The organism is Umezawaea tangerina (assembly GCF_003002815.1).
In the GTDB taxonomy this organism is placed as follows: domain Bacteria; phylum Actinomycetota; class Actinomycetes; order Mycobacteriales; family Pseudonocardiaceae; genus Umezawaea; species Umezawaea tangerina.
Window position 1 is genome coordinate 364386 of the sequence record NZ_PVTF01000008.1, and the last position, 22245, is coordinate 386630.

21 protein-coding genes are annotated in these 22245 nt (G+C 71.2%); 13 read left to right on the forward strand and 8 right to left on the reverse strand.

Going from position 1 to position 22245, the window contains the following annotated elements:
* Nucleotides 1-52 precede the first annotated feature (52 nt).
* The 7 genes from CLV43_RS27125 to CLV43_RS27155 all read left to right on the forward strand — a co-directional run bounded on the left by CLV43_RS27125 (nucleotide 53) and on the right by CLV43_RS27155 (nucleotide 7952).
* Nucleotides 53-1168 carry a DegT/DnrJ/EryC1/StrS family aminotransferase gene (locus tag CLV43_RS27125; protein ID WP_170156026.1) on the forward strand — a complete coding sequence of 372 codons (1116 nt, stop codon included), beginning with the start codon at nucleotides 53-55 and terminating at the stop codon, nucleotides 1166-1168.
* The gene (locus CLV43_RS27130) at nucleotides 1165-2283 is read left to right on the forward strand and encodes a DegT/DnrJ/EryC1/StrS family aminotransferase (protein WP_106190264.1); all 1119 of its coding nucleotides are present in this window, start codon (nucleotides 1165-1167) and stop codon (nucleotides 2281-2283) included. Before CLV43_RS27125 ends, CLV43_RS27130 begins: the two co-directional genes overlap by 4 nt.
* A gap of 225 nt (nucleotides 2284-2508) precedes the next feature.
* The gene (locus tag CLV43_RS27135) at nucleotides 2509-2733 is read left to right on the forward strand and encodes an acyl carrier protein (RefSeq protein WP_106190266.1); all 225 of its coding nucleotides are present in this window, start codon (nucleotides 2509-2511) and stop codon (nucleotides 2731-2733) included.
* Nucleotides 2730-4079 (forward strand): AMP-binding protein, encoded by a 1350-nt coding sequence (locus CLV43_RS27140; protein ID WP_106190267.1) that lies wholly within the window; start codon nucleotides 2730-2732, stop codon nucleotides 4077-4079. The genes CLV43_RS27135 and CLV43_RS27140 overlap by 4 nt, the downstream gene beginning before the upstream one ends.
* Nucleotides 4080-4104: 25 nt before the next feature.
* Nucleotides 4105-5307 carry an FAS1-like dehydratase domain-containing protein gene (locus CLV43_RS27145; RefSeq protein WP_106190269.1) on the forward strand — a complete coding sequence of 401 codons (1203 nt, stop codon included), beginning with the start codon at nucleotides 4105-4107 and terminating at the stop codon, nucleotides 5305-5307.
* Complete coding sequence (locus CLV43_RS27150) at nucleotides 5307-6629, forward strand: FAS1-like dehydratase domain-containing protein (RefSeq protein WP_106190270.1); 1323 nt, start codon at nucleotides 5307-5309, stop codon at nucleotides 6627-6629. Before CLV43_RS27145 ends, CLV43_RS27150 begins: the two co-directional genes overlap by 1 nt.
* Before the next feature lie 21 nt (nucleotides 6630-6650).
* On the forward strand, nucleotides 6651-7952 hold the full coding sequence (locus CLV43_RS27155; protein WP_106190272.1) for a DegT/DnrJ/EryC1/StrS family aminotransferase: 1302 nt from the start codon (nucleotides 6651-6653) through the stop codon (nucleotides 7950-7952).
* Between the two features lie 10 nt (nucleotides 7953-7962).
* On the opposite strand, the gene CLV43_RS27160 is transcribed toward CLV43_RS27155, so the two are convergent.
* Nucleotides 7963-9210 carry an MFS transporter gene (locus CLV43_RS27160; RefSeq protein WP_106190273.1) on the reverse strand — a complete coding sequence of 416 codons (1248 nt, stop codon included), beginning with the start codon at nucleotides 9208-9210 and terminating at the stop codon, nucleotides 7963-7965.
* 178 nt (nucleotides 9211-9388) lie between these two features.
* Here CLV43_RS27160 and CLV43_RS27165 point away from each other — a divergent pair, with 178 nt between their 5' ends.
* Complete coding sequence (locus CLV43_RS27165) at nucleotides 9389-10675, forward strand: ATP-grasp domain-containing protein (protein WP_106190275.1); 1287 nt, start codon at nucleotides 9389-9391, stop codon at nucleotides 10673-10675.
* Nucleotides 10676-10724: 49 nt separating this feature from the next.
* Here the strand turns inward: CLV43_RS27165 and CLV43_RS27170 are convergent, their stop codons facing one another.
* The 4 genes from CLV43_RS27170 to CLV43_RS27185 all read right to left on the reverse strand — a co-directional run bounded on the left by CLV43_RS27170 (nucleotide 10725) and on the right by CLV43_RS27185 (nucleotide 14517).
* On the reverse strand, nucleotides 10725-11528 hold the full coding sequence (locus CLV43_RS27170) for an SDR family NAD(P)-dependent oxidoreductase (protein ID WP_106190277.1): 804 nt from the start codon (nucleotides 11526-11528) through the stop codon (nucleotides 10725-10727).
* Nucleotides 11525-12250 (reverse strand): cupin domain-containing protein, encoded by a 726-nt coding sequence (locus CLV43_RS27175; RefSeq protein ID WP_106190278.1) that lies wholly within the window; start codon nucleotides 12248-12250, stop codon nucleotides 11525-11527. The genes CLV43_RS27170 and CLV43_RS27175 overlap by 4 nt, the downstream gene beginning before the upstream one ends.
* A complete protein-coding gene (locus CLV43_RS27180; RefSeq protein ID WP_146174919.1) occupies nucleotides 12250-13299 on the reverse strand; it encodes a 2-deoxy-scyllo-inosose synthase in 1050 nt (349 codons plus the stop codon). The genes CLV43_RS27175 and CLV43_RS27180 overlap by 1 nt, the downstream gene beginning before the upstream one ends.
* 201 nt (nucleotides 13300-13500) lie before the next feature.
* Entirely contained in the window at nucleotides 13501-14517 is a 1017-nt protein-coding gene (locus tag CLV43_RS27185; protein WP_245887034.1) for a ParB/RepB/Spo0J family partition protein, read from the reverse strand.
* Nucleotides 14518-15048: 531 nt separating this feature from the next.
* Here CLV43_RS27185 and CLV43_RS27190 point away from each other — a divergent pair.
* From CLV43_RS27190 to CLV43_RS27205, 4 genes are all read left to right on the forward strand, one after another.
* Entirely contained in the window at nucleotides 15049-15723 is a 675-nt protein-coding gene (locus CLV43_RS27190; protein WP_106190633.1) for a response regulator transcription factor, read from the forward strand.
* Nucleotides 15720-17123: a sensor histidine kinase gene (locus CLV43_RS27195; protein WP_106190283.1), complete on the forward strand. Its 1404-nt coding sequence runs from the start codon at nucleotides 15720-15722 to the stop codon at nucleotides 17121-17123. The genes CLV43_RS27190 and CLV43_RS27195 overlap by 4 nt, the downstream gene beginning before the upstream one ends.
* Nucleotides 17120-17599: a hypothetical protein gene (locus CLV43_RS27200; RefSeq protein WP_106190285.1), complete on the forward strand. Its 480-nt coding sequence runs from the start codon at nucleotides 17120-17122 to the stop codon at nucleotides 17597-17599. The genes CLV43_RS27195 and CLV43_RS27200 overlap by 4 nt, the downstream gene beginning before the upstream one ends.
* A gap of 88 nt (nucleotides 17600-17687) precedes the next feature.
* Nucleotides 17688-18998 carry a M1 family aminopeptidase gene (locus tag CLV43_RS27205; protein WP_106190287.1) on the forward strand — a complete coding sequence of 437 codons (1311 nt, stop codon included), beginning with the start codon at nucleotides 17688-17690 and terminating at the stop codon, nucleotides 18996-18998.
* A gap of 154 nt (nucleotides 18999-19152) precedes the next feature.
* Here CLV43_RS27205 and CLV43_RS27210 read toward each other — a convergent pair whose 3' ends face one another.
* Together CLV43_RS27210 and CLV43_RS27215 are read right to left on the reverse strand one after the other, a co-directional pair.
* Nucleotides 19153-19614, reverse strand: coding sequence for a hypothetical protein (locus CLV43_RS27210; protein ID WP_146174920.1), 462 nt, complete (start codon nucleotides 19612-19614; stop codon nucleotides 19153-19155).
* A 326-nt stretch (nucleotides 19615-19940) separates the two neighbouring features.
* On the reverse strand, nucleotides 19941-20651 hold the full coding sequence (locus CLV43_RS27215) for an SDR family NAD(P)-dependent oxidoreductase (protein WP_106190290.1): 711 nt from the start codon (nucleotides 20649-20651) through the stop codon (nucleotides 19941-19943).
* An 86-nt stretch (nucleotides 20652-20737) separates the two neighbouring features.
* Between CLV43_RS27215 and CLV43_RS27220 the strand changes: the two genes are divergently transcribed.
* Entirely contained in the window at nucleotides 20738-21583 is an 846-nt protein-coding gene (locus CLV43_RS27220; protein ID WP_106190292.1) for a helix-turn-helix transcriptional regulator, read from the forward strand.
* Between the two features lie 14 nt (nucleotides 21584-21597).
* Here the strand turns inward: CLV43_RS27220 and CLV43_RS27225 are convergent, their stop codons facing one another.
* The gene (locus CLV43_RS27225; protein WP_170156027.1) at nucleotides 21598-22239 is read right to left on the reverse strand and encodes a TetR/AcrR family transcriptional regulator; all 642 of its coding nucleotides are present in this window, start codon (nucleotides 22237-22239) and stop codon (nucleotides 21598-21600) included.
* Nucleotides 22240-22245: the final 6 nt, after the last annotated feature.

Below are 22245 nucleotides of genomic sequence, written 5' to 3' on the forward strand. Positions count from 1 at the left end.
GAGGCACGGGGGGATGTCGATGTCCGGTCCTGCAGTTGACACCGAATGGCGTGTGCCGTGGTTCGACGGTCGTGCCTCGTTCCGCGACGAGTGGCCGGACATCGCCGGGCGGGTGCGCCGCGTGTTCGACAACGACCGGTTCGCCCACGGTGAGCTGACCCTCGAACTGGAGGAGGCGGTCGGGCGGTACACGGGTGCGCGGTACGCGGTCGGGGTGAGCTCCGGTGCGGACGCCCTGCACCTGGCGCTGCGGGCCGCGGGAGTCGGGGAGGGCGACGAGGTGGTCGTGCCCGCCTTCGGTCCCCGGTCGTCGGTGGCGGCGGTCCTCCGCACTCGTGCCACACCCGTGTTCGCCGATGTGGACGCGGTTTCCGGCACGCTGGCACCGGACGCCGTCGCGGCTCGACTCTCGGAGCGCACCAAGGCGGTGGTGCCGGTGCACGTGTTCGCCCGGCCGGTGGACGTGGTGGCGTTGCGGAGGATCACCGACGAGGCGGGCGTGGCGGTGGTCGAGGACACCATGCAGGCCATGGGGGCGCGGGCCGAAGGAGTCCATTCAGGACTCGGCGGCGCCGCTGGAGCGCTGTCCTTCGCCCCGTGGAACACCCTCGGCGCGCTCGGTGACGCGGGGATGGTCATCACCGACGACGCCGAACTGGCGCGGAGGTGCCTCCTGCTGCGGCACCACGGCAGGACCGGGGAGGTCCCCGGCCGACCGTCCGAGGTGTCCGGCTCGGCCGCGGTGGTCGGGGTGAACAGCAAGATGGACGAGATCCAGGCGGCGGTCCTCTTGACCAGGCTCGCCTCGCTCGACCACGCGATCGCCCGGCGCCGCGCGGTCGCCGCCCGCTACACCGGACGACTGGCCGGGCTCCCCGGCGTGGACGTGCCCCTCACGACCGACGACCAGGTGTGGCCCACCTACGTGCTGGAGGTCGACCGCCGGGACGCCTTGGCCGACCACCTGGCGCGGGCGGGCGTCCAGACCGCGATCCCCTGCCCGGTCCCGCTGCACCTGCTGACCGGAGGCTCGCCGGGCACGTACCCCGCGGCGGAAGCGGCCTCCGCGCGGACGTTGGCGCTACCGGTGCACCCGGACCTCGCCACGGCCGACGTCGACCACGTGTGCGCCGCCGTCGCCCTGTTCTGCGAAGGGGGACGAGGATGAGGCCCCTCCCGTTCTTCCCGCCCGCGGCGTTCGAACAGGAGCGGGAGGCCACGCTGGAGATGATCCGGCGGATCGGCCTCGATCCCGCGCAGCGGTTCGTGCTCGGCCCGGCCGTCACCGAGCTGGAAGAAGAGATCAGCCGGGAGACCGGTGCCCGGTACGCCATCGCGTGCGCGACCGGGTCCAGCGCGCTCGCGCTGGCCCTGGCCGCCGTCGGCGTCGAACCCGGCGCCGAGGTCGTCGTGCCCGCCTTCGGCTGCCAACCGATCGCGGGCATGGTCGTGGGCTTGGGAGGGGTCCCCGTCTTCGCCGACGTCGACCCGCGGACGCTCGTCCTCGACCCGGCCGCCGCCGAGACCGCGGTGACCTCCCGGACCACCGCGGTCGTCCCCACGCACATCTTCGCCACCATGGCCGACATGCCCGCGTTCCGGACGATGGCCCACGACCGCGGACTGACGCTGGTGGAGGACGCCGCGGTGGCCTACGGCGCGGCCCTGGACGGGAAGGCGGCCGGTCGGTGGGGTGACGCGGGAGTGTTCTCCCACGCGCAGTTCAAACCGCTCGGCGGGATCGGCGAAGGGGGTGTCGTCGTCACCGACGACGACGGTGTCGCCGCGAGGTGCCGGGCGTCGCGCGACGGCGACCGACCGGACGGCTGGAGCGGCGGGATGGACGAGATGACCGCGCGGTTCCTCCTGCGACGGCGACGCGGGTTCACCGCGCGGATGCGCCGCAAGGCCGAGATCGCGCGCCGCTACACCGACGCGTTCGCACCGCTGGTCGAGGCGGGACTGCTCACGTTGCCCGCCGCCGAGCCCGCGCCGGGTCGGTTCTGCCACGTGTACGCGCTGCTGACCGACCGCCGCGACGACCTCGCCGCGCACCTGCGGGAGCAGGGGATCGGCACGCACGTCTACTACCCGGTCCCGCTCCCGCGGCAACCGGCCTTCGCGCGATTCGCGGGGCGGGCGCGGTTCCCCAACGCCGAAGCGGTCGGGAACCGCAACCTCGCCATCCCGGTCTGGCCCGGCCTGGACGACGAGGACGTGGACCGGATCATCGCCGCGGTCAAGGGGTTCTTCGCCTCCGCCGTTCGGGAACAGCCGCGCTGAGCCCGTGTTCATCCGGCGCTCGTACCCGGTTGAACACCAGCCTTGCCCACCACGACGGCGCCGAATACCTTCGGCCGTGTCGAGGCGGGCCGACGGTGATCTCCCCGCGGAACGCCCCGGCGGATCACCGGAGCCGACCGACGGGATGCGGTCGGCGGGGGCCGGTTCACCTGTGGGGGTTGGTACCTGATGTCGTTGACGGATTCCACCGCTTTCGAAGACCGATTGACCGCTGCCTTCCGCGCGGGCCTCGACCTGCCCGCCGATGCCGACGCGACCGCGTTGACCTTCGGCGGGCATCCGCACTGGGACTCCCTGGGGCACATGTCCCTGGTCACCACGATCGAAGAAGCCTTCGCCGTCGAGCTGTCCGAGGACGACGTGATGGCCATCGACAGCTACGCGTCCGCCGCGGCCGTGCTCAAGGCCGTCGTCCCCGTCGTGCCATGAGGCAGAACCTGCTGTGGTGGCTGGGGAACCCACCATCGGGTACCGCGTTCGTCGACGCGCCGTCGGGCCGGAGGTGGACCTACGCCGAGCTCGCCGCGGACGTCCTGTCGCGAGCCGACGAACTGGCCTCCCGGCGCAAGTCCGTGGTGGCCTGCCTGTGCCGGACGGATCCGGACACGGCCATCGGCTACCTCGCCGCACTGGCCGCGGGCCACACCGCGCTGATGCTCGACGCCTCCGCCGACCCGGCCACGACCGATCGGCTGATCACGGCCTACCGGCCCGACTTCGTGCTCGACGGCGAGCGGACCGAACGGCTCCAGGGCTCCAGCGGCCCGGTGGCGGACCCGACCGCGGTCCTGCTGGGGACGTCGGGCAGCACGGGTACGCCCAAGTACGTGCGGCTCAGCCGGGACAACGTCGACGCCAACGCCGCGCAGATCATGCAGGCGCTGACCATCGACGGCGGCGAACGCGCCGTGCAGAACCTCCCGCTGCACTACTCCTACGGCCTGTCGGTGCTCAACTCCCACCTGCTCGCCGGAGCGGCGGTCGTCTTCCCCGGGACCAGCCCCGTGCGCCCCCGGTTCTGGGAAGTCGTGCGGGACAACGCCTGCACCTCGCTGGCGGGTGTGCCCCACACCTACGACCTGCTCTCCCGGATCGGCTTCGAGAACCAGTCCCTCCCGAGCCTGCGGACGCTGACCCAGGCGGGAGGGCGGATGGAACCCGACCACGTCGTGCGCTTCGGCCGATGGGCCGCCGACCGCGGCGCCCGGCTGGTGGTGATGTACGGCCAGACCGAGGCCACCGCGAGGATCGCGTACCTCCCGCCCGAGCGGGTGCTCGACAAACCGGACCGCATCGGTGTACCCGTCCCGCAGGGCGAGCTGACCCTGGCCCCGGACGGTGAACTGCTCTACCGCGGCCCGAACGTGATGCTGGGCTACGCGAAGGGGCGCGAGGACCTGGCCGCGGGCGACGTGAACAGGGGAGTGCTGGCCACCGGTGACCTGGCCCGGGTCGACGACGAGGGCTTCTACTCGGTGGTCGGCCGCAAACGCCGAGTGGCCAAGCTGGCGGGCAAGCGGGTGAACCTGGACGAGCTGGAGGCGCTGCTGGCCCGGCACGGCCGGGTCGCGGCCCTGGAGGTGGACGGGCGGCTGGTCCTGGCCACGGCAGGCGGACGGGCAGGCGGTGAGCTGTCCCTGCACGCACGCGAGCTGGTCGGTGTGCCCACCCGGTACATCCGCGTGCTGGACGTCGACCCGCTGCCGAGGACCAGTTCGGGCAAGACCGACTACGCCGCGCTCACCGCCGTGCTGGAGGCCGGTGGCGCACCATGACTGACCGACCGGGAGGAACACGGGGATGACCAGGGTCGTGCAGCACGACCGCACCGCCGAGGAAGCGGTGCCGACCGACGTCGACCGGGTGGTGCGGGCGGGCGAGGAGCTGGTCGGCTTCCTGGCCCCTGACGTCGAACCGGGCGTGGACGTGGCCAGCTGGCTCAACGTCACGCGGTTCGCCGAGGCGCTGGGCGACGAGAACCCGCTCTACACCGACCCGGAGCACGGAGCCGGGTCGTCCCACCACTCCATGCTCGCGCCACCGGCGTTCGTGCTCGCGGTGAGGATGCCGGGCTCGGCGGGCGCCGCGGACCAGGTGGACCACCAGCTCGCCACCGACCTCGCCGCGGTGACCGTGACCTGGGACGACGTCGTCCGGCTCGGCGACCGCCACCTGACCGGGCGGATCCACGTCACCGGCGTCACCGCGGAGCTCACCGCAGCAGGCCGCCCGAAGGCGACGGTGACGTCCACAGTGGACTACCAGCGGGACGGCGAGCGGATCGCGCGAGCCCAGGCGCAGGTCGACCTGGTACCGATCGCCGACCTGCCCCCGATCCGGCCGCTGAGGCGCTACGACCCCGCCGAGATCGACCGGATGAAGCACGAACTGGACACCGAGCCGCCACCCAGGGGCACGACACCCCGGTTCTGGAAGGACGTGACCGTCGGCGACATCGGCGTGACCATCCTGAAAGGACCGCTGACCCTGGCCGACCTCATGGTGTGGACCTTCGCGGAGGGACGACCGGTGCGGGCGGGAAACCTGGTGCACCAGCGCTTGGCCGAACGGGCGGGCAGACGGGCGACGCACCCGATCACCCAGTGGCCGGTCTGGGACCGCGCCGAAGCCGGACTGGACTCCGCGGTCACCGACCCCGGCGGCCCGCAGGCGCCCGGCGGACTCCTCTTCGCGCTCGCCACCCAGTACGCGACGCACTGGATGGGCGACGACGGGTTCCTCCGGCAGGTGGGCGCGCGGCTGCACCGGCCGTTCCGCTACGGCGACGCCCTGCGCCTCACCGGGAGCGTCACCGACCGCTGCACCGCGACCGACGAGGCCGGTAGCCGCCACCACGCGGTCCACCTGCGAGTGGACGGCCGCGACCAGCTGGACGAACCCGTGATCACCGCGCACGCCGTGGTGCTCCTCCCGGATCCGGGCAAACCGGTCCGGTTGCCCATCCGCGGCGGACTCGTCCGCGACACACCGCCGGAGACCTGATGCAGACCCACGAGGAAGCCCTGACCGAGTTCATCGACCGCAGCAGGGACCTGCTGGACGCGGAAAGCCCGGAAGACCTCCCACCACCCACCGGACCCTACGACCGCACCGCGGTGCCGGTACCCAGCGCGCTCATGCTGACCTCGGACCTGATCCGGCGCTACGCGCACGCGATCGGCGAGGACAACCCGCTCTACACCGACCCGGCCCACGGCGAGCGCTCCTGGCTGGGCAGCCAGATCGCCCCCGGACCGGCGCTCATCCACGTCCGCTACCCCGGCGACCACGGCGCGCAGCGGCCGCAGGGGTACCCGGTGGCGAACTTCCTGTCCGGTGTCGCCTGGGAGTTCTACGACGTGCTGCGGCCGGGCACGCGGTTCACCTCGTCGAAGACACCGAGGGAGCTGGTCGTCACGAGGGGCAGGCAGGGCAAGGCCATCTCGCACCACTCCGAGACCTTCTACTGGGACAACACGGGTGCGCTGCTGGGCAAGGCGTACGGGCGACTGATCCACATGTCGGTCGAGCAGATGGGCGCGACACGGGTCATGCCGGTCGAGCGCCTGCGCGAGCGGCTGTTCTACGACCGCGAACCGCACCGGTACTCGGCCGCGGAGATCACGCGCCTGCGCGCCGCGCTCGACGGTCAGAGGTGGCGGGGCGCCGAACGCCTTTACTGGGAGGACGTGCGGGAGGGCGACGCCCTGCCGGACCTGGTGCAGCCGCCCTACAGCACCCGCGACGAGCTGACCTACCAGGCGATCGACCACGGGCTGCTCTCCGCCTTCGACGGCAGCAGGCTGGTGCGCGCGTTCGGGCCCGCCTACCGGCGTGGCGTGGCCAGCCCCGACTTCGCCAGGACGCACCCGGTGACCGGCTGGCCCTACTCGCCCTGGGACGAGCACGAGGACAGGTTCCTGTCGCCGTACCGGTGCGAGCCCTTGCCGTTCGACTTCGGCATCCAGCGCGCGCAGATGCCCATCCGCCTGCTCACCAACTGGGCGGGGGACTTCGCGTTCGTGCACCGGATGTACACCTCGATGCGCAAGCCGGTGTTCTACGGCGACGCGGTCTGCTACCGGGGTCGGGTGATCCGCAAGTACGTCGCGGAGAAGACCACCGCGGCCGGCCGGACCGCGCGGTACGCCGCCGTGGCCGTGGAGATCACCGGCCTCAACCAGCGCGACGAGGTGCACTGCCTGGGGTACGGGACGGTGTTGTTGCCCTCCAAGGCGTTCGGCGACCTGACACTGCCGATCCCGCACCCCGAACGCCCGGACTATGTGCCGTTCGACGTGCACCGCTCGGCCGGGTGGTTCTGATGACGGGAACGAGGTGACCGGATGTCCACCACCAGCGACCTCGCCGTGACCGGGGGCCGAGCCCTCATCGGCCCCGACGAGCACCGGCCGTGGCCGGAGATCACCCCCGCCGACCGCCGAGCCGTCGCCGCGGTGCTGGAACGCGGAGTGCTGGCAGGCCCCAACGCCCCGGAGATCCGGGCGCTGGAAGAGGAGTACGCCGCCTACACCGGTGCCCGCTACTGCCTGGCGACCAACGCGGGCACGTCGTCCCTGCACGCCGCCCTCGCCGCGGTCGGGGTACGCCCTGGGGGCGAGGTCATCGTGCCCGCCTACACCTTCGTCGCCTCGGCGTTCGCCGCGATCCACCAAGGCGCCGAGCCGGTGTTCTGCGACGTCGACCCGCGCACGTTCACCCTGGACAGCACACTGGTCGAAGCGCTGATCACCGACCGCACCCAGGCGATCATGGCCGTGCACGCCCACGGCCAGCCCGCCGACATGGCCGAGCTCGCGGCCGTCGCCGAACGGCACGGCGTCCCGGTGGTGGAGGACAACTCGCAGGCCCACGGCATCCGCTACCGGGGCCGGACGACCGGCTCGCTCAGCGAGGCGTCGGGAGCCAGCGTCAACCACTCGAAGAACCTCCCGGCGGGGGAGGGCGGGCTGTTCACCACCGACGACGAGGACCGCTACCACGTGGTGCGGCGGATGATCCTCTACGGCGAGGACGTGCCCGCGGACGCCCCGCGCCCGTACTGGTCGCACGGCGTCGGCTGGAACTACCGCGGCCAGGAGATGGTGTGCGCGCTGGCCCGCAGCCAGCTCCGCAGGCTGGACGAGCACAACACCCGGTCCCAGGACAACGCCGCACGGCTGAGCGGCGGCCTGCGGGGGATGGCGGGCGTCGAGACGCCGTACGTGCACCACGACCGCGGGTCCTCCTTCTGGAAGTACCACCTGCTGCTGCACCCCGAGGAGCTGGGCTTCGACGGCGATCCGCGCGACCTGCGCGACGGCGTCATGCGGGCGCTGCGAGCCGAAGGCGTCGAGGTGAGCACCTGGCAGCCGCAGCCCGTTCCCGCCCAGCCGGTGTTCCGCCGCCGCACCCAGGTGTGGCGACCGGACACCGAGGCCGAACCCGCCCGCCCGTGGGACTCCGACGCGTTCCCGGTGGCCTCGCGGATCTGCGCCACCGGGTTGAGCCTGGGCACCATGTGGCGGCCGCTCTACGTGCAGGAGCCGGAACTGATGGACCGGTACGTGCTGGCCGTGGAGAAGGTCTTCGCGAACCTGGACCGCGTGCTGTCCGTCCCGTTCCGGCCGTACCCGCGGCCGACCTGACCTCGGCGCGTCAGCCGCCCGCGACCGGTGCGGTGGCCCGCGTCCGGCACAGCGACCGGGCTGCCACACCGGCCACCGCCGCCGCGACCCCGAGCCCGATCCAGCCCGACCACTCGCTCCCGACCACGATGAGCGTGACGACCGCGGGCCCGGCGAAGGTCATGAACCCCTCACCGATGGCGAAGACCGACAGGTAACGACCCCGCCTGCCGTCCGGGGCGAGGGCGAGGGGAACGCTCCACCCCGCCGCCGAGCTGAAGATCTCGGCGATCGTGAGACCGACCACCCCGACGACCATGCACAGCACGGCCACCGCCGTGCCGCCCGCGGCCGCCAGCACGAACATCGCGCAGCCCACCAGCAGTGCCACTCCGCTGAACAGGTAGGCCCGGCCCGCTCCACCGAGGGTCCTGGCCATCCGGCCGAGACCGACCTGCAGCAGCACGATCAGCACGGTGTTCAGGGCGAACAGCAGCCCGACGAGCGCCGCCGGAGCGGAGGTCCGGGTCGTGAGCCAGACGGGCACACCCACCAGCAGCGCCGAGTTCCCGGCGAGGAACACCGCGTTGAGGGCGGCGAGCAGGAGGAAACGCCGATCGCGCAACACCCTCCGGTCCGCCCCGCGGTCCGACGTCCCCGCCTCGACGTGGTGACCGTCGGCGGGCAGCGTCCTGACGAGCAGCGCGCCCACCACGTAGGACACCGCGTTGGCCCACACGACCGCGAGGTAGGCGGCGCGGCTGTCCACGACGATCGCCGCGGTGGCCCCCAGGTTGCCGATGCCGACGGCGAGGTTGCGGATCGCGTTGAGCCCGGACAGCATCCGGATCCGGTCCTCCTCGCCCGCCATGCCCGCGACCACCATCGTCCGCGCCGAACGCGCGGCCTGCGACGAGATCCGGTCGAGGCACACGAGCGGGACGAAGACGCCGACGGAGTGCACCAACGGGTAGGCCAGGTAGACGGCGGTCCTGAGGGCGTACGACGCGACCAGGACCAGCCGCGGGTCGTACCGGTCCAGCACGCGCCCCGCCAGGGGCGTCATGGCGACCGAGGCGATGCCCCCGCAGGTCAGGCCCAGCCCCACCGTGGCCACGTCGAGTCCCGCGCTGCGGGTGAAGAACAGCACCATCACCGGCAGGAACAGCCCGGAGCCGAGCGAGTCGACGAACGACCCGATCGCCAGCCTGCGCCGAGGTCCGTCCGTGAAGACGTCGCTGCCGATGGACGCCCGCCACAGCCTGCCCACCCCGGTCATGCCGACCGCCCGCGCACGTGCCCGTCACCCATAAGCCAAGCCCCCGGTGTTCGTCGCCCGCCCCTCCACGACGCCTGTTCTGGCATCATGGCACACCGGGGGGCGCTCGTCGCGCAGGTCGGATCCGACCGACCGACACCGTGGAACTTCTTTCCCACCAACGAATTCAGGGGGATCAATGGGTTTGCCGCGTCTGCTGGTGGTGGATGGGATGGGCGGGGCCTCGCCGCGCGACTACCTGAGGTCGCTGGCTCCGCTGGCCGAGCTGAAGGTGGTCTACTCGCCGCCACCGTTCCCCGATCTGGCCGCGCAGAAGGAACGCGAGCTGGCCGCGCGGGCGGACACCGTCGAAGTGGTGACGGCCCACCGTCCCGACGACGTGGCGGAGGTCGTCGAACGCACAGCCCGCTCGTGGTCCGCGGACGGGGTCTTCGCGCAGAACGAGCACCTGCTCACCGAGGTGGCACTCGCGGCCGAACGACTCGGGCTCGCCTACCACTCACCGCACAGCGCGTCGCTGTTGCGGCGCAAGGACCTGCAGCGCGACGCGCTGAGCGCGGCCGGGCTGCCCGGACCGCGGACCGCGGTGCTGGAGCCGGGCGTGGACCCGGCGGTCGCACTGGCCAAGGTCGGGCTGCCCGCCGTGCTCAAACCGGCGGTGGGCGTCGGCAGCATCTCCACCATGCTCGTCGACTCGGCGCAGGCACTGGCGGCCGCGGTGGACGAGGCTGCGCACCACTACCGCAACGACCCCCGGATGTACGGCAGGGAACCCCTGCTGGTGCTGGAAAGCCTGCTCGTCGGCGAGCGGTGGCACCAGGACGAGCGCTTCGGCGACCACGCGAGCGTGGAGTCGCTGGTCTTCGACGGGGAGATCACCCACCTCGCGGTGAGCGACAAGACGCCGTTGGCGAGGCCGTTCCGCGAGACCGGGCACCTGTTGCCATCCATTTTGGACGATGAGCGGCAGGAAGTCCTGCGGGAGGCCGCGAGCGCGGCCATCCGCGCGCTGGGTCTGCGCCACGGCGCGACGCACATCGAGTTCAAGCTCACCTCGGCCGGACCGCGGGTGATCGAGGTCAACGGCCGCCTCGGCGGATCGGTGGCCCGGCAGCTGGAGCTGACAGCCGGGTACGACGTGATCGCCGACCTCGGCCGGATCGCGCTGGGCGTGCGCCCGCACGCCAACCCGCGGTTCGAGTGCTCCTCGCTGTTCCTCAGCCCCGCCTCCCCGCAGCGCGACGTGGTGGTGCGGGCCGTCCACGGCGAGGACCGGGCCCGTGCCATCGAAGGTGTGCGCGACCTCGCCATCCGCTGGCCCGCGGGAACCAGGCCGGACTGGCGGATGGGCGGGTTCAGCAGCCTGTGGCGGGCGTGCCTCACCAGCCCCACCGCGGACGGCGTGTTCACCGTCGCCCGTCGACTGGAGGACGCGCTCACGGTGGAGCTCGACGACGTCGGCTGACCTGCGGCGCCGGTCCTCGTCGGGGGCGAGGACCGGCGCCGCCGGACGGTCACGCCATGCCGCGGATCGTGCCGCCGTCCACGCCCCAGACGCTGCCGGTGACGAACGACGCGGCGTCCGAGGCCAGGAACGCGATCACGGTGGCCACCTCGTCGGGTTCGCCCATGCGCCCCAACGGCAGTTGCCGCCTGCTCATCTCGTACTCGACCGCCTCCGCGGCCTCCCTGCCGTGCAGTCGGCCGAGGCTGTCCGCGAGCCCGCCCGGTCGCGTCCACAGTGGAGTCATGACCGGGCCCGGCGCCACGGCGTTGACCCGTATCGCGGGCCCCTCGGACAACGCCAGGCTCTTGGTGAGCCCGATGAGGGACACCTTGGAGACCTGGTAGTCGATCAGCGCCGCCTCCGGCTGCCGGGCCAGGTCCGAGGCGTTGGTGACGATGCAGCCACGCCCCTTGGCGCGCATTCCCGGCAACACCACGCGGATCGCTCGCACGGCACTGAGGAAGTTGATCTCGAAGGTGTCCAGGAAGTCCTGGTCGGTGAGCTCGTCGAAGGACCTGACCACGGCTTGGCCGACGTTGTTGACCAGCACGTCCGCCGTGCCGCCCAGGTCGTCGAGCAGCCCGGCCACCCCCTCGGCGACCCCCTGGGCGGTGGAGAGGTCGGCGACGCGCACGGCCACCTCGGCGCCCAGCCCCCTGGCCGCGTCGGCGACATCGGACAACCCGGCCCCGTCCCGGTCGACCAGCCCCAGTCGGGCGCCTTCCGCGGCGAACGCCGACGCGGTGCCCGCGCCGATCCCGCCTGCCGCGCCGGTGATCAGCACGGTCCGTCCCGCCAGTCCCAGCTTCATCGGACGCCTACCTCCGTGCTGATCAGGGTCAGGGCGCTGTGCGCCCTGGCCGTCCAGGTCGTTCGGGGCCCGACCGCGAGGCAGGTGCCCGCGCCACCGCGGTGGTGCTCACCGTCCACTTCGAACTCGACGGTGCCGCTGACGACGTACAGCACCTGGGTGTTCCCCGGTGGTGCTTCCCGCACGGCGGTGCCGTCCTCGGGGACCTCGATCAGGCTGAAGGTCCGCCAGTCACCGGTGAAGTGCGGACGCAGGTCGACGACGGCGCGCCGCCGACCCTCCGGGCCGCTCGCCAGTTCCGGCACCGCGACCCTGCTCGGTCGCCCGGCCGCTCCGTCGCGGGGGAAGACCTCGATGACGAAGAAGTGCATGTCCTCGTCCTCGCGGTTCGCGATCGCGTGCGCCGCCCCGATGGGCGTGGTGATGAGATCACCCGCGCGCACCGGGAACTCGACGTCGTTCATCGTCATCACGGCCCGGCCCCGCAGGATGTAGTAGATCTCCTCGGTGCGGGTGTGGACGTGCTCGCCCACCGATCCACCCGGCCGGATCACCAGGTGTTCGACCAGGTTCCAGTCACCTTCCAGGTGCGCGCCGTTGACCAGTGTCTTCCACAGGCAGACGCCTTCCCCGCCCGCGTGGCGGTACGTGGTGCCTGCACCGCCGGTGTCGTTGACGATCGGCCCGAACGGTGGGCGTGCGCCCCTCACGACCGTGCCCATCAGAGCACCTCCCCGGAGTCGTCGATCCGTGCGATGGAGTCGATGCCCAGCCGGACGACCTCCCGCGGCACCTGCGTGATCAGCGTGCCGTTGGTGCGGTGCGGCCTGCCGAGGCCGTCCAGCAGGATCATGTCCTGCATGCCCTCCGCCGGCTTCACGTAGCCGCGCTTGTTGTCCAGCCGCACCGCGTCGAACACCGCGTCCGCCGGTGCGTCGGCGGGCAGCCTGGTCGGTGCCCCGTTGCGCCGGAGCAGCTCGTGGTGGGCGTCGTGGTCCGCCTGGTCGAGGAACCCCAGCTCGCGCGAGACACGGGCCGCGGCCAGCAGGCCGAGACCCACGCCGTAGCCGTGCCGCAGACGACCGCCGGTGACCAGTTCGGCGGCGTGGCCGACGGTGTGCCCGTACTCCAGCACCAGGCCCTCGGCCTCCTCGCGCGGGTCGTCCCGCATGACCGCGGACTTCGCGTCGACGCACAGGTCGATGAACCAGGCGATGTCGCACAGGGGGTAGACGCCGTCCGTGCGGAGCCGGGCGGAGACCTCGTCGTAGCGCTCGGGCACGACGCACAGCACGTTCTTGATCATTTCGCAGAGCGCGGAGCGGATCTCGTCGACGGGCAGCGTCCGCAGGAAGTCCAGGTGGTTCCACACCAGGGTCGGGACGTGGAAGGCACCCAGGTGGTTCTTGCCGACACTGGAGTTGACGGCCTGCTTGAGCGACAGGACCGAGTCGGACATGTTCAGCAGCGTCGTCGGGAGGTGCACGAGGCGGATGCCGCGGAAGATGAGCGCGCTGAGCAGTCCGGCGACGTTCCCCACCAGTCCGCCGCCCAGTGCGATGACCACGGACTGCCGGGTGATCCGGGTCGGGAACACCTGCTCGGCCAGGGAGTTGACCACCTCCAGTGATTTGGCGGGCTCGTCGGCGTGCACCGTCAGGACCGTTGTCGGAGCGACCTTCCCCACGTGGCGGGTGACCTCGCCGACCTGCCCCTCGGTGAGGGCGGAGTCGGCGATGACCACCACGCGGTCGGGATCGAGGGCTTTCATCCTCCGGCCCAGCTCGCGAAGCGATCCGCGGCCGTGTCCGACGTAGAAGCCGTAACCGACATCGCCGAAACGCACCTCGCGGTCGACAATGGTTGAAGCCTCAGCTAATAAAGACACAACTTCCCCATTTGCGATGTTGAGTTCACCTGGATGCCGCTCGTCCGGACAAGAGGTGCACGGAAATCTTTCCGCGCGCCTCGGTCACATGGCCGAGTGCATTTTCTTCTCCAGCTGCTGCGCGAACTGGAGATACGCCTCCGCGCAGCCGCGCGAGATCTCGATCACGAGATCGGCGCAGTGCGGTGGAACGGAAGTGGCCAACCTGGCCCATTGACCGGGATCCACCGACCCCGCCTCCAGCAGTCGCAGCACCGCTCGGCCCACGTCGTTGAACCGCAGCGACGGGTCCTGGCGCAGGGCGCGCAGCGCCACCTGCGGGTCGACCGGGGCGACGTTCTGGACGGCCTGGGTCTGCGGCGGCCGAGGCCGTTCCGGCAGCCGCACCTCGTCGCCGCGATGGCGTTCGGGCACCGGGTCCGCACCCGACCTGACCCGGTCGCGGACGTCGCGGACGGTGGCGACCGCTATGCCCGCCTCGCGGGATATCTCGCGGAGCGAGGCCTGCGGCCGCTCGACGATCAGCTCGGCGGCCAACCGCCTGCCGCCCGCCGAACTGACGGGCCTGGTCCTGCCGTCCTGCCCACGGCGGAAGCTCCGCTCCGGTAGGTCGGCGCCTGCCCGGTGTCGAATGCCCCAGACCGTCTTGTGAGCCAGGCCCGCCAACGCCGCGATCATGCGATCGGACCACTCCGGGTGGGACCTCATCACGCGCGCGGCGGCGGCGAGGCGGTCGGGCAGCGACAGCGGCAACCCGTGCTGGGTGTTGAGCCGCACCGCGAGGGCGAACGCGTCCCGTTCGTCCCCGGAGTAGAAACGCGCGGGCACAAGGGTCTCGCCACGCGCCTGCGCGACCCTGAGCCGGTGCATCCCGTCGATCACCCGCAGGGTGTCGCGGTGGACGGTGATGGGTGGCAGTGGATCATCGGATTCGGCCAGCAATCGGACGTGCTCCTCTTTCACGCCCTCGGTCCTCGGTGAAAGCGCGGGCCCCAGGGAACTGATGACGACGTCGACGACCTCGGCGTCGATCAGGTGCTCCGCGGGCTCCGGCCGTTCAGTGGTTCGATCTCCGCTGTCGACCTGTTCGGCAGCGTCCAATTCTCCCTGCTGCGACATGTGAATTCCCCCCGGGTGGACATCCGTCCACCGGAAACAAATGCACGCGGTCATTGCCCCCCAAGGCAATCCGCTGTGCCCCCCGACGCCGTGAGCATCTCATCGGTGGTTAAGGTTGTCAACGAATCCCGTCGCTGCCGAAAACAGACTTTTGCGACCTCGTGGCTGTGCTATGGAAGCGGCCACGGTGATTTGCGCATTGTACCCGCAGGTGAATTAGTCACGCTCCGCGACGCGGCAATCACCAAAAGGGTCGCATATGGGGAAAGGCTGACAGTGGTCGTGAGCGAGCGGCTGGGCGTGCGGTCTCGGCGGCCCACTCCGCCAGGTGTTGTCCCGCAGGGCGTTCGCGTCGAGGACGGTGGCCTTGACCGGTGCCTCCCGCGCCACGGCTGGAGCTTGGTCGAAGCGGCTTCCGGGCCGCGCCGCCGGCTGCGCCGCTTTGTCGCGGTTGCGTAGCAAGACGTGGTCCTGCGACGGTGGGCCGGGTGGTCGTTGTCGATACTGGACCGCGTGGCGTCGATTCTGCTCATCGAGGACGACCCGCTGGTCCGGCGCGGCATGGAGCTCGCGCTGAGCCGGCTCGGGCACGTCGTGCGGACCGTTCCCACCGGGGAGGACGGGTTGTGCGAGTTCCGATCGTCCACTCCGGACATCGTGGTGCTCGACCTGATGCTGCCCGGCATCGACGGGTTCGAGGTGTGCCGGGAGATCCGGGCCCGCGGCGACGTCCCGGTCATCATGCTGACGGCCAGGGGTGACGACTTCGACGTCGTCGACGGGCTGGCGGCGGGGGCGGACGACTACGTGGTGAAGCCCGCGCAGCCGACGGTCCTCGACGCGCGGATCAGGGCGGTCCTGCGCCGGGCCTCCGTCGTGCCCGCCGACGTCCGGGTCCACGCCGCGCTGCGCATCGACACCGCCGGGCTCGTGGTGACCGTGCGGGGTGAGCCGGTGCCGCTGACACCGACCGAGATGCGCTTCCTGCTGACCGTGTCCAGGGCGCCGGGCCGGGTGTTCAGCCGCGAGCTGCTGCTGCAGGAGGTGTGGGAGCAGGACTACCTCGGCGACTCCAGGCTCGTCGACAACTGCGTCCAGCGGCTGCGCGCGAAGATCGAGCAGGACCCGGCCGCACCGCGTTACGTGCAGACCGTGCGCGGGTTCGGCTACCGGTTCGGGCCCGTGTGACCGGGCGGTGGCGGCCGCGCGGGCTGCGGTCCCGGCTGGTGGTGGCGTTCGTGCTGGTGACCGTGTCCGGCGCCGGAGCGGCGGCCTGGTCGAGCGCCGGGTCCGCGAGCGCCGCGCTCGTCACGTCCGGCGAGCAGCGACTTGCCGAGACCGTCACCGGCCAGATCGCCGCGGTCGCGCCCGGCCTCACCTACCCGCCGGACCAGGACGCGGTGGAACGGCTGCGCGTCGCGGTCGGCCCGGACACCGTGGTGACCTACCGGGACCTGGCGTCGGCGGACGGGCCCGACCGGACCACCGCCGAGCTCCGCGCCGCTGTGCGCACGGGACAGCGGCTGGTCACCCAGCGGATCACCGCGGACGGGACGGCGTGGCTGCTCGTCGGCACACCGGTGATGATCACGGCCGTGGACGGGACGCGCACGCCGTCCGGGATCGAGGTCTACACCGCCCGCGACCTCACCTCCGTCGAGCAGCAGATCGACGGCATGGCCAGGGCGGCCGCCCTCACCGCCGGGCTGGCGCTGCCCCTCGCGGTGCTCCTGGCGCTGCTGGCGGCGGCGAGCGTGCTGCGTCCCGTGCGCGACCTGCGGGACACCGCCCGGCGGCTGGCCGCGGGGGACATGGCAGCGCGGTCGCAGCCGCAGGGCGTGGACGAGCTCGCCGACCTGACGGTGACCGTGAACGAGATGGCGGAGTCGGTGCAGGCGAGCATGGCCGCGATGCAGCGCATGCAGGTCGACGCACGCAGGTTCGTCGCCGACGTCTCGCACGAGCTGCGCACCCCGTTGAGCACCCTGACCGCCGTGGTGGAGGTGCTGGGGATGTCCGCGGACGGGATGCAGGCCGACGCCAGGGAGTCCGCGGAGCTCGCGATCGTCGAGACGCAACGGCTGGTGCGGCTCGTGGAGGACCTCATGGAGGTGTCGCGCTTCGATGCCGGAACCGCCGCGCTGCGCATCGAGGACGTGGACGTCGCGGTGGCCGTGCGGGACTGCCTGCGGGCCCGGCGCTGGCTCGACCAGGTCGACGTGGACACGCCTGCCGCGCTCCGGGCGCGGCTGGACCGCCGCAGGCTCGATGTCGTGGTGGCCAACCTCGTCGGCAACGCCCTGCGGCACGGTGCGCCGCCGGTGCGCGTCGCGGTGCAGGCGGTGGGCGGACAGGTGTCGATCGAGGTGACCGACTCCGGGCCCGGACTGCCGGACCACGTGCTGCCGCACGTGTTCGACCGGTTCTACAAGGCGGACGCGGCACGGACGCGCACCCCCGGCAGCGGGTTGGGGCTGGCCATCGCGCAGGAGAACGCCAAGCTGCACGGCGGCGGGATCACCGCGACCAACCGGTCCGGCGGCGGCGCGCGGTTCGTGGTGCGGTTGCCTGCTGGGGAGCGCGGGTGAAGCGGGCCTGGCTGGCGGTGGTGCTGCTGTTGGTGGGCTGCGGCGTGCGACCTTCGGGTGTCGTCGACGGTGGTGACCCGCCGACCGGTGTGGCGCCCGGCGTGACGCTGTACTTCGTGAACGCACGCGGAGAACTGGAACCGCAACTGCGCGAGACCTCCCGGCTCGGGTCGATCTCGGAGGCGTTGTCCCTGTTGCTGACCGGCCCCGGAACCTCCAGCCTGCACAGCGAGATCGCCGACACCCCGGCACCACGGGTGACCGTCGTGACGTCTTCCCAGGTCATCCGACTGGTGCTGCCGCTGACCGTGCAGGAGGTGACACCGCTGGGCATCGACCAGATCGTCTGCACGGCTCTCGGCGTGCACGTGCAGAGCGGGGGAGCGCGCACGATGAAGGTGCAGGCGCGCTTCACCCAGCCCGCGGCGGAGTCCGACGTCGAGCGGACCTGCCCGCTGATCACCACGGGCGGCTGACGCCGATCGGCGTGTGGCGGAGCCTTCGCGACGCAACCGCGACACGACCGGAGAGGGAACCCGACACCGCGGCGGCAGGGTCGGCGTCATGAAACCCGCACTGACAGCCGCGCTGATCGCCGCGGCCACAGGACTGCTGACGCCGACGTCGGCCACCGGACCGCTCGACATCGCCGAGTACGACGTGACGATCGACTACCGCCCGGACGACGGTGTGCTGCGCGGCTCGGCGGTGATCACCGCGACGGCGCCCTCCGCTCTGGACGAGGTGGCACTCCACCTCGACGGCCCGGTGGTCAGCGCGGTGACGCTCGACGACACCCCGGTGAAGTCGTTCGCCCAGAATGGTGGTGACCTCGCCATCACGCCGTCCGAGCGGATCCGGCCCGGTGCACGGTTCCGCGTCCGCGTCGACTACGAGGGCAAGCCCGGTCCCGGCTGGCTGCCGACGGACTCCGGTGGCGCTACCGCGTTCCAGGGCGCCTCCAGCACCTGGTTCCCCGTCGGCGACGCCCGGGACCGCGCCGACTTCCGGCTGACCGGCACGGCGCCCGCGGGGTGGCACGTCGTCGCGGTCGGCCGGGAACAGCAGGCTCCAGGGCCGACCACGATGCGGTGGGCCGCACTCGACATCGCGCCGGACAACATCGCCGTGTCCGTCGACCGGTTCACCGTCGACCGCTCCACGCTCCCCAACGGCATTCCCGTCGTCAACGCCTACGCCCCAGGGCTTCGCGAGAAGACCGCGCCACTGGCCGACCGGCTTCCCGAGATCCTGGACTTCCTCACGACCCGTTACGGCACTTACCCCTTCGAGGCCGCGGGCAACGTCTTCGTGCACGTGAACAACGACGGACCAGGCACCTCACCGCAGACCCGCCCGGTGTACCTCGGCGCCCGCAGCGACTACATGGACCTCCTCCAGGTCGTGCACGAGCAGGCGCACCAGTGGTACGGGGTCTCGGTCGGCGCGCGACTGCCCGAGGACGCCTGCCTGTCCGAGTGCTTCGCCTCCCACAGCACCTGGATGTGGGAGGAGGCCAAGGACCGCGTCGACCTCGACGAGCGCTACCGGTCGATCGTCACCGCGAAGAAGGCGGACGCCGCGTTCTGGCGGGAACCGCTCTACCAGGCGGGCAAGCAGCCGGGGTTCCAGATGTACGACCGAGGACCACTGGCGCTGCACGCCCTGCACCGGAAGATCGGCACGGAGGCGTTCGGTCGGCTGCTCACCCGGTGGGCACAGGAGAACCGCCACAGCACCGCGTCGTGGCCGCGCTTCGAACACCTCGCCCAGCAGGTCGGCGGACAGGACCTCACCGGGTTCCTCGCGGCCTGGTTCCACGGGACCGCAGTGCCCCCGGACGACTTCCTGTGGCCCGGCGGCTTGAAGCCGTGATGACGCGTGGCAGATCGTCTGCTGAACACTTCTACCAGTTGGGTTGGCCCGGATCCGAAAATCATGACCCGAGCCAACCCCTCGCTGATCATTTTTGTTCGCTCATCCGCTGGTCCAGTTTTGTCTGAAATTCAACGACAGTGTGCGGTCCGGGTCACGCCCAAGGTGATTCGGGAAGGGACACCAGGTTGGCATCCCCTCGGGCTTTCACGTAGTACGCCCAGTAGTTGCCGGTCGCTCCGAAGCAGACCGACCACGAGTTCGCCGCGACCCCTGAACTCGCACATGACCACCGGTCCACGAACTCATCGCCCCTCGAAAGGTCGGACTGGGCTGTCATCCCGACGAGGAAGGAGTTGTTGTTCCGCACGATCACCGCCGACTGGGCGTAGTGTTCATCGGCCGTTCGGACCACGCAGACCTGCGCGAGCAGGTTGCTGCCGACCGGCCAGGTCTGACCGCAGTGCCAGGTGGAAGTGCCGACTTCGAACGGGCTCTTCTTGTACGCGACCCAGCTTCCGGTCGCCGCCGCGGCTGAACCTGCGCCGACCCACCCCGTACCCAGCACGGTGCTGACGACCAGAGCCGCCGAAGCGGCCATCTTCCAAAACTTCATCGCGCGTCCCCTCGAGATGTATTCATCGGACATGAGTACTCTAGTGGGGTTTACGTCCTGCGAGAGGGTAATCCACAAGAATTTCAAAGGATGCGGATGTCCGATTTCGGCCATGGATATTCCGGCCGGATCCGCTCTGGCTTGTCCGAAATGGAGTATCGAGCATTACCGTCCACAATGACAGTGCGCTGACTGTTTTCGCAGGTCTGTCGGCTACCTGTTTCCACAGCGAGGACCGGCACCTGATCCCATTCGGCGGCGCCCCGGTCAAGCCGACGCCCTCGTCGCCACCGCGGGCGTTCCGCCAGTGTTGCGCGGCGCCGCCGCTACCACTGCAACGGGCCCGAGCGGCCGATGAAGGTGCCGGTGGGGCCGTCGGGTGCGAGGGTGGCGAGGGCGATGATGCCGTCGGTTCCCTCGGTGACGGTCTGGGTGCCGTTGTGGCCGTTGAGGTCCGTCGCGGTGTAGCCGGGGTCGGCGACGTTGACGCGGAAGCGCGGCAGGGCCTTCGCGTACTGGGTCGTGATCATGTTGAGGGCGGCCTTGGACGCGGGGTAGGTGAGCGCGACGATGGTCGACTCCTCCCGGCTCGGGTCGCCGGTCAGGGCGAAGGAGCCCATGCCGCTGGTGACCATCACGATCCGGGGCGCGGCCGAGAGGTCGAGCAGGGGCAGGAACGCGTGCGTCACCCTGACCACGCCGATGGTGTTGGTGTCGAGGACGATCCGCATGTGGTCGGCGGTGGTGTCGCGCGGCCCGACGCGTTGACCGGTGATGCCCGCGTTGTTGACCAGCACGTCCAGCCTGCCCCAGCGGCGCTCGATCGTCTTGGCCGCGGTCGCCACGGAGTCGTCGTCGGTCACGTCGATGACGACGCTGTGCACGTCCCCCTCGATCTCCGCCGCGGCGGCGGCCCCACGCCCGGCGTCCCGGCTGCCGAGCAGCACCGTCCACCCCAGTCCGGCCAGCCGCCGGGCCGACTCGTGGCCGAGTCCCTTGTTCGCACCGGTGATCAGCGCGATCGTCGTGTTCTTCATGGTCCCCACGATCGAACAGGCCTCGGCGCGGTGCCAGGGATCGGCGGTACCACGCTCCGGCGGCCGCCGTGGGCCATGCTGGGCCCATGGACCGGACAGAACTGGGTGCCGCGCTGCGGATGTGGCGGGAGCGGATCAACCCGTCCGACGTCGGGCTGCCCGCCGGGCTGCGCAGGCGCACACCCGGTCTGCGGCGGGAAGAGGTCGCCCACCTGGCCGGAGTGTCGGTCGACTACCTGGTGCGGCTGGAACAGGCCCGTGGGCCCCACCCGTCGGAGGTCGTGCTGAGTGCGCTGGCACGGGCGCTGCGGCTGTCCGAGGCCGAATGCGACCACCTGTTCCGGCTGGCCGGGGTGAGCCCACCGGGTGCCGGGCGGATCCGCGCCACGGTGCGACCGAGCGTGCTGCGCCTGTTCGACCGGTTCGCCGACGTGCCCGCGATGCTCATCGACGCGAAGACCGACGTGCTGGCCTGGAACCCGGTGGCCGCGGCGCTGCTGGGCGACTACTCCGCCGTGCCGCACGCCGAGCGGAACGTGGCGTGGCAGGCGTTCCTCGGCGGTGCGGGCCGGAGGTGGATGGACCCGGTCGACCGGGCGCGCATCAGCGCGCACCTGGTGGCCGACCTGCGGCGCGCCTCCGCGCGCTACCCGGACGATCCGGGGCTGCGCCGCCTGGTCGGCGCGCTGCTGGCGGGAAGCCCGCGGTTCGCCGACCTCTGGGAGGGGCACGACGTCGAGGAGCACCGCAGCGAGCGCAAGACGATCCACCACCCAGAACTGGGCGAGATCGTGCTCGACTGCGACCACCTCCAGCTCGACAAGGACGACCAGGTGCTGATCATCTACTCGGCCGAGCCGGGCACGCCCAGCGCGCGGGCGTTGGAACTGCTGCGCGCGGTGGGCCTGCAACGGTTCGCGGAGCGACCATGACCCCGCGGCAGCTCCTACCGCGGGCCCGCCAGGAGCTGGTCGAAGTGGCGCATGAAACCGGCCATCACGGCCTCGAAGTCCATGTCCATGCCGCGCGCGGACATCGTCAGAGCACCCTCGCGGCAGCAGCACATCATGCTCGCCATCTCCGCGCAGTCCACGCCCTCGGCGACCTCGCCGCGGTCCCGCATCCTGACCAGACAGCCCTCCACGAACGCCCGCTGCTTCTCGTGGAACTCGAGGAAGTGACCGGCCATGAAGTTGTCCTGCCGTGACATGTAGGCGATGTTGGAGAACACGTCCTCCAGCTCCACGGCGTGCACGCCCAGTCGCGCGTCCATCTTCTCCCTGACCTTGGAGGTGAAGGTCGTGAAGAAGCGCAGGATGTCCGCGGTGGAGTTCGCCTCGTTCTTCTCGAACTCGGCGAACGCGTCCGAGACCGGTTTCAGGTAGCACTCCTCGAAACAGGCCTGGATGAATTGTTCCTTGGTGTCGAAGTAGTAGTAGAACGCGCCCTTCTTCACCTCGCTGTACCGCAGGATGTCGTCCAGCGATACGCTCGCCACCCCGTTCTTGATGGACAGCGAGAAACCGGACACCACCAGCCGCTCGCGGGTGCGCTTTCCTCTTGCCCCCAGTTCTGCGGCGCCGGTCAAAGCAGT